This window comes from Arthrobacter sp. NPDC056727, from assembly GCF_042790555.1.
Classification (GTDB): Bacteria; Actinomycetota; Actinomycetes; order Actinomycetales; family Micrococcaceae; genus Arthrobacter.
In genome coordinates this window covers 24984-38487 of record NZ_JBHTZA010000029.1, presented here as the reverse complement: position 1 = coordinate 38487, position 13504 = coordinate 24984, and the positions used below count along the sequence as shown (strand labels likewise).

The 13504-nt window shown below is 61.2% G+C and carries 11 protein-coding genes and 1 pseudogene; all 12 read right to left on the bottom strand.

The annotated features are described in order from the left end of the window. Positions 1-279: 279 nt before the first annotated feature. The 12 genes and pseudogenes from ACFRAH_RS21370 to ACFRAH_RS21315 all read right to left on the bottom strand — a co-directional run bounded on the left by ACFRAH_RS21370 (position 280) and on the right by ACFRAH_RS21315 (position 13376). Positions 280-1308 carry a DUF4192 domain-containing protein gene (locus tag ACFRAH_RS21370; RefSeq protein ID WP_377992911.1) on the bottom strand — a complete coding sequence of 343 codons (1029 nt, stop codon included), beginning with the start codon at positions 1306-1308 and terminating at the stop codon, positions 280-282. A 284-nt stretch (positions 1309-1592) separates the two neighbouring features. Further along, positions 1593-2597 carry a hypothetical protein gene (locus ACFRAH_RS21365; protein ID WP_377992910.1) on the bottom strand — a complete coding sequence of 335 codons (1005 nt, stop codon included), beginning with the start codon at positions 2595-2597 and terminating at the stop codon, positions 1593-1595. Beyond that, positions 2597-3079: a hypothetical protein gene (locus tag ACFRAH_RS21360; protein ID WP_377992909.1), complete on the bottom strand. Its 483-nt coding sequence runs from the start codon at positions 3077-3079 to the stop codon at positions 2597-2599. The genes ACFRAH_RS21365 and ACFRAH_RS21360 overlap by 1 nt, the downstream gene beginning before the upstream one ends. Beyond that, positions 3066-3959, bottom strand: a complete 894-nt coding sequence (locus tag ACFRAH_RS21355; RefSeq protein ID WP_377992908.1) for an oxygenase MpaB family protein — start codon at positions 3957-3959, stop codon at positions 3066-3068. Before ACFRAH_RS21355 ends, ACFRAH_RS21360 begins: the two co-directional genes overlap by 14 nt. 102 nt (positions 3960-4061) lie before the next feature. Continuing rightward, on the bottom strand, positions 4062-4595 hold the full coding sequence (locus ACFRAH_RS21350; protein ID WP_377992907.1) for an SRPBCC family protein: 534 nt from the start codon (positions 4593-4595) through the stop codon (positions 4062-4064). A 737-nt stretch (positions 4596-5332) separates the two neighbouring features. Next, a pseudogene (locus tag ACFRAH_RS21345) lies at positions 5333-6234 on the bottom strand (IS982 family transposase). Positions 6235-6298: 64 nt separating this feature from the next. Continuing rightward, the gene (locus tag ACFRAH_RS21340) at positions 6299-7822 is read right to left on the bottom strand and encodes an FAD-binding and (Fe-S)-binding domain-containing protein (RefSeq protein WP_377992927.1); all 1524 of its coding nucleotides are present in this window, start codon (positions 7820-7822) and stop codon (positions 6299-6301) included. Positions 7823-7890: 68 nt separating this feature from the next. Beyond that, complete coding sequence (locus tag ACFRAH_RS21335) at positions 7891-8709, bottom strand: FAD-binding oxidoreductase (protein ID WP_377992906.1); 819 nt, start codon at positions 8707-8709, stop codon at positions 7891-7893. 500 nt (positions 8710-9209) lie between these two features. Further along, a complete protein-coding gene (locus ACFRAH_RS21330; RefSeq protein ID WP_377992905.1) occupies positions 9210-10172 on the bottom strand; it encodes a PDR/VanB family oxidoreductase in 963 nt (320 codons plus the stop codon). Next, complete coding sequence (locus tag ACFRAH_RS21325) at positions 10162-11364, bottom strand: aromatic ring-hydroxylating dioxygenase subunit alpha (RefSeq protein WP_377992904.1); 1203 nt, start codon at positions 11362-11364, stop codon at positions 10162-10164. Before ACFRAH_RS21325 ends, ACFRAH_RS21330 begins: the two co-directional genes overlap by 11 nt. 118 nt (positions 11365-11482) lie before the next feature. Further along, positions 11483-12229 carry a VOC family protein gene (locus tag ACFRAH_RS21320; RefSeq protein ID WP_377992903.1) on the bottom strand — a complete coding sequence of 249 codons (747 nt, stop codon included), beginning with the start codon at positions 12227-12229 and terminating at the stop codon, positions 11483-11485. Beyond that, positions 12222-13376 carry a PucR family transcriptional regulator gene (locus ACFRAH_RS21315; protein ID WP_377992902.1) on the bottom strand — a complete coding sequence of 385 codons (1155 nt, stop codon included), beginning with the start codon at positions 13374-13376 and terminating at the stop codon, positions 12222-12224. The genes ACFRAH_RS21320 and ACFRAH_RS21315 overlap by 8 nt, the downstream gene beginning before the upstream one ends. Positions 13377-13504: the final 128 nt, after the last annotated feature.

Sequence of the window (13504 nt, the reverse complement as noted above, 5' to 3'; positions counted from 1 at the left end):
TCCGACTGATGCTGGATCGGCTACGGAAGAAGTATCAGGACCTGATTCAGCCATGGTGCATCTCTCGTAGTCCATCCGCAGCGATGCCCCGTGCCTATGAGCGGCACGGGCATCGCTGTAGTTGGTTGGCGCCTCTGTCGGCGCTCGGGCTACCGGCGGTGCTGTATTTAAATGGAACTGTTCCCCGCGTAGGCCCTGGCAGCAGTCTCACACACCCGCCGGCGCGTAGTTCACAGCGCGGTGGCTTCAGCTCATGGGTCGGAAGTGCAGAGGACCACTTCAGGCGCTCAGCCCTGGATCCCGGTACGCCGTACCCTTGTCCATGTTCCATCCAGCCACCATCCCCGAGCCGATCATAATGTCGCTGACCCTGGCAAGGTGATAGGTAGGGTCAGCCTCGAGGGCGAGTTGGAGGAACTGGTGCGCCTTGCTGCCCCTGCCCTCCCACCAATTGATGAAGGCCACCGCGGTGAGGATGGGGGCGGAGTGCTTGGTGCTGCTGTGCGTGTAGGCATGGAGGAGCAGCTGCTGCGCCCACTCGACTCGAGACCACTGCGGCTTGTCGTGGGTTTGGGCCAGGAGGATCCTGTCCATTCGTTCATCAATGCCTGGGATGTCGGCCATCAGCCTGTCGCGAATGACGGGGAACTGGAGATCTGCAATCAGGTTCACGATTTCATCCGGGTCCGGGTAGCTGTGCGACTCGAGCATGCCAGTCCAGCGCGCCCTGGCCTGCTCGAGCGCTTCCCCGACTTTCAGACCTCCGAGTGCGGCCACGCGGTCGCGGACGGCATCCGTGGTTTCTGTTTCCTTGGTCGAGGCCGGCAGGGTGATCCGATTTGTCGATTCGATGGTGCTGCCGCGGTAAACGAACTCAGCGTTGATTTGGCTGGACTGTGTGGCAGCCAGCGGGAGGGATCGACCGTCCTCGGGGCTCCCATCGTATTGACAGACCCGCTCATTCCCGACCAAGAGTCCATCGCGGATAGTCAGCCCGCGTTCGGCGAGGGCACCAGTCAGCGCGGCGATGGTTGCCGCCTGGGGCTTCACGGTCCCGGCCTGCTCGTCCTGGGAGGTGTACACGGCAAAGAGCACACTTTCGGCATTGGTGTCGTGGGCCAGGTAACCCGCGACCGTCTGCGCGTAGCTGATCTCAGTGCCTGGCTTCGGCAGATCAACGCGGAGTGTCGCGCCAACGTGCTTATCCGACAAGGTGATGCACACCAGGCTTTCGCGGGGCCAGAACCCCAGGGTGTGGCCGACGAAACTGAGAACGTCGGCTGGGGTGCGGATGGTGAGCTCTTCCATGATCCTTCTCCTTCATCGGCCGGCGGACCGCGGATGCGCCCGTCAGATTTCGGCGTCATTCTGATTGGAGAGCCACCGCTGGGCTTTGGAGTCCGGACGAAGGGACGGAGGAGCACCGAATGAACCCTTGGTTCGTGAAGGGCGCGCTGCCCCCAGGTGCCCAGAGGACCTGCCCAGCGATGATCGGAATCGGAATGACAAACAGCGAAGTTGCTTTTTCTCATTCATGGGCAGGTGCGGGCACCGCGGCATGACCCTAGAGGCCGCAGTTCGTCTGGGGAGGATTATTGGGTCAGCTGTGCGCCGGATCGCCTTTCGAGTGCATGTTCGGCGCGTTCGACGACGGACAGGTCGTGGGCGCGCAGCCGCCCGGAAGTTTCGGGATTGGCCATTTCACAGTCACGTATTTCTACGAGGCGCCTGTGAAGCTGGTTTTCGGCGTGCCGGCAGAAGAATGACAGCCTGCTGGCGCGTCTGTCCTGCAGGACTAACTCGTACTGGCCATACGCTATGCGGTTCCATATGGGCGTGGTCTCCCAGAGCAACAGCCTGGCTCGGAGCCCGAAGGTGCCATGCTTGAGATGTCGTGACAGCCGGGGGAGAAGTAGCCCGAGGCTGACGAGGAGCACGGCGCACGTTTCGCCGACCCAATAGAAGTTGGTGAGGAGAGCAGCCGCCGGGCTGGCGGTGCCTTCAACCTTGATGACCGCGCCGTAGAGCAGCCGGTCGAGCAGGACCAGAGCGAACAAGACGCAACCGACGGCGATGAGGGTGAACGCCGATCGAAACGCCGGCGTACGCATGTGAGGAATGTTGCTCCTGCATACCCGGGCTATGTCGACGCAGATCCACATGATGAAGGCCGAGCCGGCCCAGAGAAAAACTGCCATCCCGGGCTGATCACCGTACGTAAGCGGCAGGTTGGGGTCGGTGACATCTACGCGGCTGGTGAGAAATCCTGCAGCTACTGCCGTGCAGGCGGCACCCGCAGCCCATCGTCCCAAGGTGAGTTGCCGCCGTCGTATTTCTTTATCCGCGACCGCGGCCAGCAGGATGGCAGTTCGGAACTGCCAAAACCCAAGAAGTAGAGACAGGAGAGTGGCAAGCCCTACGCGGTTCTGGCCACCGAGCAGCGGATCGATGCCGTAGTAGATGGCGGGGACATACAGTGTGCAGGCAATCGCGGCCAGGATAGTCGCGCGAAATACGCTGCCGCGGTCAGGATCTCGGGCGATGGGCAGCCGTAGGACAGTAAGCACCCACAGCGCGGCTGCGGGGACGGCTTCCATCAGCCGAACACTCGGCGAAAGGCCAGAGGCTCGGGCAGGCTGGGAACCTCGCTGTTGATGATCCGCATTGCGAGCTGGTCGGCGAGGGTCTCGGCTGTGAATTCGGCGTCGTCGGTGTAGCTTCTGCGGCCGAGAGCGCGGAGAACCTCGACGCCGAGGTCCGGAAGGAATGCGGTGACCAAGTCTTCAGTCGGTTCCTCGATGTCGTGCTGAAGGATCATGTGGCTGAACTCGTGCAGGATGATCTGTTGCCGATGCCAACTGGATTTCACCGTTGCATGCAGGACTATGTCGCGGTCGGCGCAGATGAGCCAGACACCGCACAATTCTGATCCACACATGCCAGGGAGTTCGTCCACGATTATGGGCCGCCCGCGTTGCATTTCCAGTTTGTTCTGGATATACAGAAGCGTCGCGTCATCGGGCAGACCGAAGCCGTGCTCCGCTCGCCGGGCTATCTTTCGGGCTTCACGATAGTTCATTGCTTCGGGCCCCGGGGGAGTGGGGAACATTGACCGGACCGATCTGGTCCAGAGAATACCCGGTCGGGTATAGGGACGACCCGGCTTTGCCGGGCGTGAAATGCGGCTGCTCCTTCAGCGGCCGACGACGGCGGATTGCGTTGCGGACTATCAGTCCGGTTTTGAGGGCGGCTCGGGAAGCACTGGTGGAGTGGGGGAGGCCGAGCGCCGCGGTCAGACGGTCGTCGTCGAGCATTGTGCTGATGATCTTTTTGGCGAAGGTGCGCAGGGGAGCCGGCAACCGGCTTTGGAACACTTGGACCGTGGCGTCCATGAGATGCTGACCTTCGGCGGATGGCGCGACATGCGCAGCCTCGTAGGCGTCGAAGAACGCCTCGGCGCCAGCATAGGTAGTGGGCATGCCGGCGATGTTCATCCGGGAACCCAGCTCGGCGAAAAAGCGTGAAGCGGCCGCGAGCTCTGCAGCTGTGGGCTGGCGCCAGGCGTGCTTCTGGGTCCAACGGATCGGGACCACCAACAGTGTGAGGAGGACGTAGAGGAAATCGTCTTTGCTGCCGGGGACGTTGCGGTGCACGCGGTTGAGCAGGGCGATCATTTCGCGGCCGCGCTCGCTGTCCAATCCGCAAGCGATGAGCTCGTAGATGACGATGGCGGTGTCGTAGGAGCGCTTCATGGGGCGCTGCTGGATTTCAGCGTTGCTGTGCAGTGTTGACGCGATGCTTGGGATGGCGAAGTTGCGGTAATACGAGAGGAAGAAGCCGAGTTCCATGTCCGCCGCGAGGTCGAAGAGACCCATGTTCCGGAACGTGGCCTCCCAGTCCTCGGGGTGGGCGTTTTCCTGGCGGCGGAGGCTCGCGGCGAGAGTCTCATGAAGATTCATTGTGCCGCCTTCCCCGTGCCTGAAAGTCCGCGCTCGAAGGAGAGGCTCCAGCTCCCCAGCTCGGCTGACCGATTCCATGGTAGGACGGTTGGGTCAGTGTGACTAGTCGAATGCAGACGGGTCTACTTTGCGTCCGTCAGCGTCTGGTTTTGCCAGGGCTTTTACCAAGCCCTTTTCTCCCTGCCTCATCATGAGAGCGTGCGCGGCCGTGAAGGCCGGGGCGGCGATCGGCGTAAGCAGATTCATCCACCGTTGCGTCGGGTGCACCCGCCAGTCGATGTCCATGCGCGTTGCTTCGCCTTGCTTTTCGGGTGCGAGGACTACTCGGCCCGTGCCCTTCAAATGTCCGCCAGCGTTGAAGTCTATCTCCCGGGGTGAGACGACATCTGTTGGGTGGATGCTGATGGTGAGCGTGTAACCAAGGGCTGCTTTGAAGTTCAGGTGGGCCGTGGTTGCCTTCAGGATGTCTTCCTGGGAGTTGCTCAGTGGTTTGGTGCGAACCAGCGGCCCCGCGAAACTGCAGTGTGGCCACCAACTGGGCCAACTCATGTTTATATCGGCGATTATTGCCCACACCTTTTCTGGCGGCGCTGGGAGGTGCCAGGTGGAGCTGAGGTCGAAGAGGCGCGGGGGCATGTTGATATCTTGGCACGATCTCCGCGCCCGCAGACTTAGGTTCTCGTCTAACAGACGCAATCGAGGTTGAGGCGGCGGATAGCAGATGATCTGTCGAGGGCCGCGTCAGGGACTGCCCACAGGTGTCAGATTGAAAGCCAGGAGACTCTCAAGATGTTGTCAGAAAACAATGAACCGAACCCTGCTCTGACAGCCCGACTGCTATCTTGGCGACGTCAGGTTGGGGTGTAGTTCAAATCGGCTGGAGCCTCTTCCGGAGGAAGCCCGCTGGCCGGTCTTGGTGGCCACGGCTAGGCGTGTGGCTTCCTTGGCGGTCGGGTTGCCATCTCGAGCAGTTCGAGGATGTGCAGGTATTCCTTTCCCGTGGCTCGTTTCATTCCCAGTTCGCAGGTTCTGTTCGCGAAGCGTGAGCGGCAAATTCCGTGGCCCTTACAGACCTGGATTCTCGCTGGGTTGCTGATGCTGTCAGTTCCGGGTGTAGAAGGCCGCGGTCCCCTGCAAAAGCACAACACCCCCACCCATCCGGTATGACGACATTGCGGGAGATAGTTGATGCGATCAGGTTTAGCGCATCGTTAATTCCAAGTCGCGTTGATGAGCACGTGGGGTGCAGGGCGAGGGATCCCAGTCTGTCCTGAATTTTAAGCTTGGGCAGGACCTGCTCGGCGACGAATGCGACCGCGTCCACCACGGTACGTTTTTTGCGACGCGTTCTAGATGATTAAGTCCTATTGGTTTCAGTGGTCGTAGGCGATGAGTGAGCGTTTGCGGGGTGCGTTGATTCTCCAGTTGTGCCAGATGCCGGCCGCGAGGGCGAGTAGTCTGGCGCCGACCCGGGCGTAGACACCGTCGAGGGTGCGTCCGCCGTGATCTTCGAGGCCGAGCTGGCCTTTGAGGGTGTCAAAGACGGATTCGATCCATTGCCGGATGCCGCCGAGCCTGCCGAAGCGGGGTTTCTCGTCCTTGCGGTCCGGGCGGATCAGCGTCGCGCCCAAATCCTCGGTGATGAAGGTTCGAAGTCCCGCCCGGCGAAGCCCTTGTCGCCGAGGAGGACCTGTCCTTCGCGGATGAGGTGGTGGTCGTGCTCCAGGAGCGCCTGGGTGACTTCGCGTTCACCGATTTTCGGGTTCGCCAGGCCCCAGATGACAGGCATGCCGTCGGGAGTGCTGATCAGGTAAAGCCGGAACCCCCAAAAGTAGCGGGAGTGCGAGGCGCAGTAGCCGTAGCCTGCGTGCCCGGATAAGTCGGAGCGTTTGACGGTTTCCCGGGACATGCCGCACGGGACGGGGGTGGAATCAACCAGGCGCAGGAGCTCATGCCAGGACGGGGTATCCCTTGCCAGTGCGGTGATCGCTGCAGCGATCAGTGTCCCGGCGGCCCGGAGGCGTTTGTTGTAGCCGGACTGATGCGGGATCCCGGGAAACATCCCGGACAGGTGGACCCGGGCGTACCGGATCCACCTCGTCTCCGAGGAGAAGCCCAAGAGATGCTGGGCCACCGCCAGACACAACAGTTCCGCGTCGCCCAGCCGCGGTTTTCGCCCTCGCCGCCGGGTCCGGGACACGCCCAGATCCGGCAGGACATGGTCATCTAAATAGACGTACAGTGTGGTCAGGAGAGTGTTTAGTTGAGTGTTCACAAGCCCGGCTTAACACTCTCCGCCTTACTTTAAAAGCCTCCACGCCCGTTCCCGTCAATAGGACTTACTCATCTAGTCCTTCCGTGCAGGATACTGCGTCACAGACGACTGGGATCCTCCCGCCATCACTCGCTTCGGTCAGTGCAGGGATGAGCCTGTCGGCCATTGTGTTGTATCCCTGGGTTAGGCCCTTTGATTTCCACGGGGTGCCGCAGCACATGCCGTTGATTCCTTCGGGGATAGAGACTCGGACTCCGGCACGTTCGCAAAGTGCCAGAAACGCCTTGGTGACCCCTTCCGATCCTTCACCGGGTCCGAAGATGGAGCCGATGCACGCGGCGAAAAATACCGCGTCCGGTTCTGCTGCCTCCATGGGGTGGCGTGTGGATCCCCCTTTTGGAACGTCGGGATCCCACTGGGGAACGGTGTCCGCGCAAAGGACAGCGCGGCCCACTGACGTGGCGGCCGAGAGGGCAGGATTAGGGATTTTCTCGGCAATGTTCAGAGCGGCCGACCCGGCCTGCACCACTGTGGACCATTTTTTTGCAGCGTGGTTCCACGCGGTTTGCTCGACGGCTCCCCGCGATTCAGCCCTCAACCGTTTGACGAGTTCGCCGGTGTCGATGAGCACGGGGCACGCGGTTTGGCACATGCCATCTACGGCACAGGTGTCGAGGCCGTCGTACCGGTAGTCTTTTTTGAGTTCCGCCAGCAATTTGTGGTCCCCGGACGCTTCAGCGGCAGCCATTTCACGACGAAGGACAATCCTCTGTCGAGGGGTCAGCGTGAGGTCAGCGCTTGGGCAGACCGGTTCGCAGTAGCCGCATTCGACGCAGCGGTCTACTTCTTCCTCCACCGTGACCGCGGTCTTCAGATCGGCCACGTGCGAGGCGGGATCCTCGTTGAGCAGAACGCCAGGGTTGAGGAGGTTGGCAGGATCGAGGAGGGCTTTAATTTGTCTCATGACGTCGAAAAGTTCGTCACCGTACTGCCGGCGCACGAAGGGCGCCATGATGCGTCCCGTTCCGTGTTCAGCTTTAAGGGTTCCGGAGTTCCCCAGTACCAGTGTGACCATGTCTTGGGTGAATCGCTCGTAACGGTCAAGGTTTTCCGGATGCTCGAAATTCTCGTTGAGCAGGAAATGGACGTTGCCGTCTTTGGCATGGCCGAAGATGACGCTGTCCTGGTAGCCATGCCGGCCAAAGAGTCCGACGAGTTCCTCGCAGGTATCCAGCAGTGCGGGGACGGGGACGGCAATGTCTTCGAGCAGCGCAGTTGTGCCACTGGGTCGGTTGCCCGCAACGGTGGCGTACAGGCCTTTACGGATGTGCCATAGCCCCGCCCGAACCGTTGGGTCGGACGACAGACTCGCTGGTACCGCCAGGGGAAGCGTCTGAAGGAGCCGGGCGCTGTTGGTGGTGCGCTCGAGCAGCTCGTCCGGTGACATCTCCTGAAACTCCAGCAGCAGTGCCGCGTGCTTTTGCACTTCGATGGCCCGGAGCGTGGCATCGGCCCGGGCGTCGTTTTGGGCCACGGTTAGGGAGCGGGAGTCCAGCAGCTCGATGGTTGCAAAGCCTGCGTCCACCAGTTCCGGCAGGGCGCCTGCCGCGGCATTGAGGTTGTTGAACAGCAGCAGTCCGGTGGAGGCTTTGGGCTTCAGCGGGATGGTGCGGAAGTTGCCTCGGCGATAAAGGCCAATGTTCCTTCGCTGCCTACCGCCAAGTGCGCCAGAATGTCTGCGGGGGAGTCAAAGTCCAGGAAAGCGTTCAGGCCGTAGCCCATAGTGTTTTTGATCACGAAGAGCTTATTGATGATCCGCTGTGACTCGGCGTTGCCCCGTACCCGGTCGCGCAGCCTGAGCAGCCCGTCATGGATCTCGGGTTCCAGCTGCCTGAGCTTGCTGTCAGCGTCGCTGGCGCCGGTATCTAGGACGGTTCCTGACGGCAAGACGAGCACCAGGGACTCCAGGGTACTGTACGTGTTGTTTACCGTTCCGCAGGCCATGCCGGAGGAGTTGTTGGCAACGACTCCTCCAACGGTGCAGGCTGCCTCGCTGGCAGGGTCAGGCCCAAGTTTGCGTCCGTAGACGGCAAGGCGTGCATTGGCTTGTCTGACTGTCACGCCGGGTTGAACGCGCACTTTGTTCCCGTCGTCCAGGACTCCCAACTCCCGGAAATTCCGCCTGGTGTCCACGAGGATATGCCCGGTCGAGGACTGACCGCTCAGGCTGGTGCCGCCGGAACGGAAGGTTAGTGAAAGGCGGTGTGCACTGCTGGCCCGCAGCAGCGCACCAACCTGATCCGCTCCGGTCGGCGTCACTACAGCTTCGGGAGTCAGGAGATAGTGCGACGCGTCATGGGCCATTGCCAACCGGTCCGAGGCCCTGGATCTGACAGCCCCCGGGGCGGCCGATTCCAGAATGTCCAGGATCCTCCGGGGCGTCGGGCTGAGCCTGCGTCGGGACGTGGCGGGCATTGTCTCTGGACTGTTCCTTCGCAAGAATCGGAGCCTTCCGTGGTTGAACTTTTGTGGAGCCGTGCTTTCATGAGACCTTTAAAGGCGGCTAGTCTGGCTCGAGTCCGTGAGGATCTCTCTTTGCGCCCGTGTGAGCACCGAGTAAGAACTTGCCGCCTCTAAAGATTCGCCTCAGCCACAAACATAGGGAACTCTGCATCCGCGGCTGGTCCTTGGCTCGGCCAAACCGACGCCGAATAGGTAATCACTCCGCGGTCTGGCGGCCACCAAATATCGTAAGACTGCCCCCTCCGGACGACGCCGTTACAGCGTGACAAATCGGCATAGCGGTGCCAGGGGCGAAGGCAGTAGGAAGGATCGTCCCTTCCTACTGCCTTCGCCCCAGAATCCTACGGGCGTCCGGAGCGCCGTCCATGGGGTTGAGGCCGCCGGGGCCAACCAGTTGACTGGTTACGCTCGAGCTTGGCTACCGGGGGTCCTCATTTTGTCTATTCCTGGCGCTATACGTCGAGAACGAGTTCCGGGGTTTTTGCCCTTGACACGCAGGTCAACATAGTCGCTCCGGATTCGCGGTCGGCATCGCCAAGGAGGAAATCCCGGTGGTCGGGAATACCGGCGAGCACCTTGGTCTCGCACGTCCCGCAAATACCCTCCTTGCATGAGGTCGGCACATTGATGCCGATGCGCCTCAACGCATCCGTGACCGACTCGCCAACTGCTACCTTACAGGTCTTGCCACTGCGTTCCGCCACGACGGTGAACGCACTTGACTCCGCATCCGCACCCTCCGTTGGGCTTCCGGCAGCAAATCTTTCCAGATGCAGAGAGCCGGTTGGCCAAGTGCCGCAAAGTTGCTGAACGGCGTCCAGAAGTCCGGTAGGTCCGCAACAGAAGACCTTCGTATCGGGCTGGGGTTCACCTAGGAGTGCCTGAAGATCAATTGCCCCGAGTTCGTCCTGGGGGACTATCTGGACCCGTGACCCGTAATTTTGGAGTTGGTCAAGATAGGCCATCGACTCGCGAGACCGGCCACCATAAACGAGGCGCCATTCGATGCCTGACTCGTTGGCTGTCCTCATCATGGGCAGAATCGGGGTGATGCCGATTCCGCCGGCGATGAAAAGCACCCGTTCATCGCTGCCCACGGAGAAAGGAAAGTTGTTCCTGGGCCCGCGCACCGTAACTACATCGCCGACCTGAAGGTCATTGTGCATGTGTGCTGATCCCCCACGGCTTTCGGGGGCCAAGAGCACTGCGACCTCATAGGAGCCGGTTTCATTCGGGTCACTACAAAGCGAGTAGTGGCGGATCAGCCCATTGGGCAGGTCAAATTCGAGATGCGCACCCGCTTCCCACCTGGGGAGGGGAGCACGGTCGCCGCGGGCAAGGCGCAGCGACCGCACACCGGCGGCCACAAGGGAGCCCGCCGTGATCTCAAGAGAGATCTCCTGATCAGACCACATGGTCCGCGCCCAGGCTGATCTGTAGTGGCTTTTCCCAACGACCTGTCAGATAGGCCGTTGCGAGCTGGGCCTGGAAGGCCCGGACGCCGTCCTCGCGCTCATCGAAAGGCCCCGGGCGGTAACCGTCGGTGAGCATACCCTGATAGACGGACTCGCAGGCACCAAAGTCCTGCTTGTTGGTGATATCCCAGAAGTCTGCGGCGAAGGACGGGTCAAAGCCCGGACGTTCGGCGACCTCGCGCGGGAAGTACCAGCTGCATTCCACCCACGTCTCACCGGGGGAGAGGGGCACAAGCCGGTGCGTCATCACGTAGTCCGGTTGCAGCGTCAGCAGCAGGTTGGGCGCGAGCATGAAGTAGAGCGTCCAGCGGGCCTGTTCGTCGTCGATTCCGGCGATGCGGTCTCCGCCACTGCGGCCGTCGAGGCTGTTTGTGTCGGCATCGTCACGGAACTCCAGGCCGCCGCCCAGCCACATGCCCGTCTGGTGCAAGCCCATGGCAGATTCGGGAGGGGCGACGCGGCAAAGCTCGGGGTGGATTGAGGGGCAGTGGTAGCACTCAAGGTAATTCTCAATGACCGTCTTCCAGTTGGTCTTGAGAGTGTAATTGTGTGACTCGCCGACAACCATGTCCGTGGGATCCCAAGGGGTCACCACCTCGGTCAGATTACCGACCCACTCGCTGAATTCGGGCGCATCTCCGGAGGCATTGATGAAGATCCAGCCGAACCATTCGACGGAGCGGACTTCGATGAGCGGCCACTCCTCCTTATTGAAGTTCTCGGTGTCCATGAACTGGGTCGCCGACCGCAGCTCGCCGTTGAGGCCGAAAACCCAAGCGTGGTAGGGACACTGGACCAGCTTCTTGTTGGTGCACGCGCCCACGGGAAGTAGTTCGTGACCGCGGTGTCGACATGCGTTGTAGAAGGCGTGGAGGGCGCCGGAATCGTCGCGGGTTAGCAGGATGCCCTGTGTTCCAACGCGGACAGCCTTCTGGTCGCCAGCTTTTGCGACGTCGCTGCTGCGACCAACGCAGACCCAGGCTGCTTCGAGGAGGTGCTTGCGTTCCCAGTCAAGGATGTCTTGGGAAAGATAGGCGTCGGCCGGCAATGTGCGGGCATCCGAAAGCCGTTCTTCAAGCACGATTTCCAGGTCGGATTTGGTGAGGGGTGCCGGTGGCAGTGAAGTGTTCACTTCTCGTCTCCATTGTCGATGGTCAAGCTGACAATGATTAACGCTATTCAGGCGGGTTTCACGGGAACATAGGCATGCGCACCGCGAATCCCGACCTGGCTGTGCGGCCCGACATTCGCTACTTGGACTTACCGTGTTCGACGAGCAGATTGTCCGAAGCCGGTGTTTGTAGTCCAAAAGTAACGCCGAAGGGGTCCGCGAGCAGGGCGAAAGGACCTAACGCTGAATCTGTGACCGGCACTCGCACCCGAGCCCCGAGGTCACTCAGTCGCGCGACTTCGGCCTCCAGATCAAGCACCCGCCAATAGGGGATCCAATGTGGCGGAACCGCCGCAGGAAGAACATCCAGCATGTCGACCACGCCGGCAACCGGCTCGTCGCCCCAGACCAGGAAGCGGTAATCGCCCGGGGTTGGAATGGTCTCGTGAATCACCCGGCAAGACAGAGCATTCGCGTAGTAGTTCGCAGCCTTCTCTGCCAGCGGAGTATAGAGGTCGATGAACGCCACGGCTCCGAGGATCCGTGCACGTGGTCCCCGGTCAATAAGATCAGCAAGCGCGAAAAGGCCCTGATCGGGCGCCATAAAAAGTCTCAGCTCACGCCCGTCTACGTCCAAAGTGGAAATGAGGTCGGCACCGAAATCCAAGACTTGGCGGGTCAGCGCGGTTTTGTCGCTACTTCCGAAGCACGGAACCCAAGCACCCGAATCCGGTATCGCTGAGCCGACTGCGGGTACAAAAAGCACCTGTTGGTCCGAGCCTGAACCCTGCCGGCGCATCACTAGGTTAAAAAATGCTCGTGTAGCGCCAGATTCTCCACCGACAAAAAGCACGCTCTCGATTGCCACCCGGACGCCGTCAGACATCCCGTACCCTGCCTCGTTCGAACAGCGATGACAGGTTGGCGCCGGCGGCCAGGTCCAGACCTGAAGTTGCCAGCCAAAAGTGAGCGTAGTTGCTTGGCAATGACACGTCGCGACCTGTGAGTTCCTCTACTAGTCGCAGCCTGTTGCGAAGAGTGTTTCGATGTATAAAGAGCTCAGCGGCAGTCGCGCTCATATCGCCGTCTTTTCCGAGGTAGCAGCGGAGCGAATCCACTAATGACGTGTCGTTCTTCCGGTCATACTCCAAAAGTGGCGCCAGCGCTTCGGCCGACAAGTCGCGTAGCGGTGCCCCCGCCTCCACACTGGCAATCAGAAGGGCCGTAGGTAGATCCTGGCTCCGATACACTTGAACACCGTACCCCTCAGTCAGCGCGTTACGCGCTTCGAAGTAGCTAAGTCTCAACCCACTCACGCCGATGCGGGGCTTGCTGACGCCAACCCGGGCGTTCGAGCCGATGCCGGCCAAATGTTCGTGGCAGAGCCTGGCCACAAACAGACCAGCGTGTTCTGGGACAACCAGGACCAACCTGTCGTCGACGATCGTGCGCAGGTGCGGATCGTTTTGCTGAGTAAGCAGCGTATGCAGGTTCCAGGGATACGACCGCAGCCGGCGAGGCGAACCTTCAGCGGTGCCGACGACGACCTCGTGTGGCTTTGTCACGTCCAAACCATGCTCCAGGAGCCGTCGGGAACCCTCTTGCTCGCCGAGGTAACCGGCAATCACGTCTTCAAGGACTTGGCCGAGTAGCTCTCTTCGCCCGCTCAAGATGGCGTGCCGGCGTGAAAGCTCAATACCGGCCAAGGAAGCTGCGAATGACAGGAGCTCCGGCGACGCGCCTTCCCCCCGCACGGCCAGCACCGCGACGGGTTCCCCCTCCAACTCTACGGAGCGCAGGACGCAACCAGCCACCGGGCCATCCGCAGGGGGAGAAACGGCAACGAGCTCTTTCGCCATCCATTCTGCGCGTTCGGGAACGCTCACCAGAACACCACCGCGCCGATCAATGACCGCGACCGGCGCGGAGGAGATGCGGCGCAAGGCACTCACCAGGGCATGGAGTGGCCGTTCCGCAGTAAGTGCGTCGGCCAGGGCCCTGTGGTCGGCGAAATCAGAATCGGTCGCCGTCATGACTCGAATCATACCTTCTAGGGGGTTTTGGAAAGCTAATAGGGCGGCGTCCTGGACTGGCCACAGGTGTCCCAGGTCCCGAATTAGGGGGCCGCTCAGCCTACATGTTCCGTTTGTCTGGACCATCA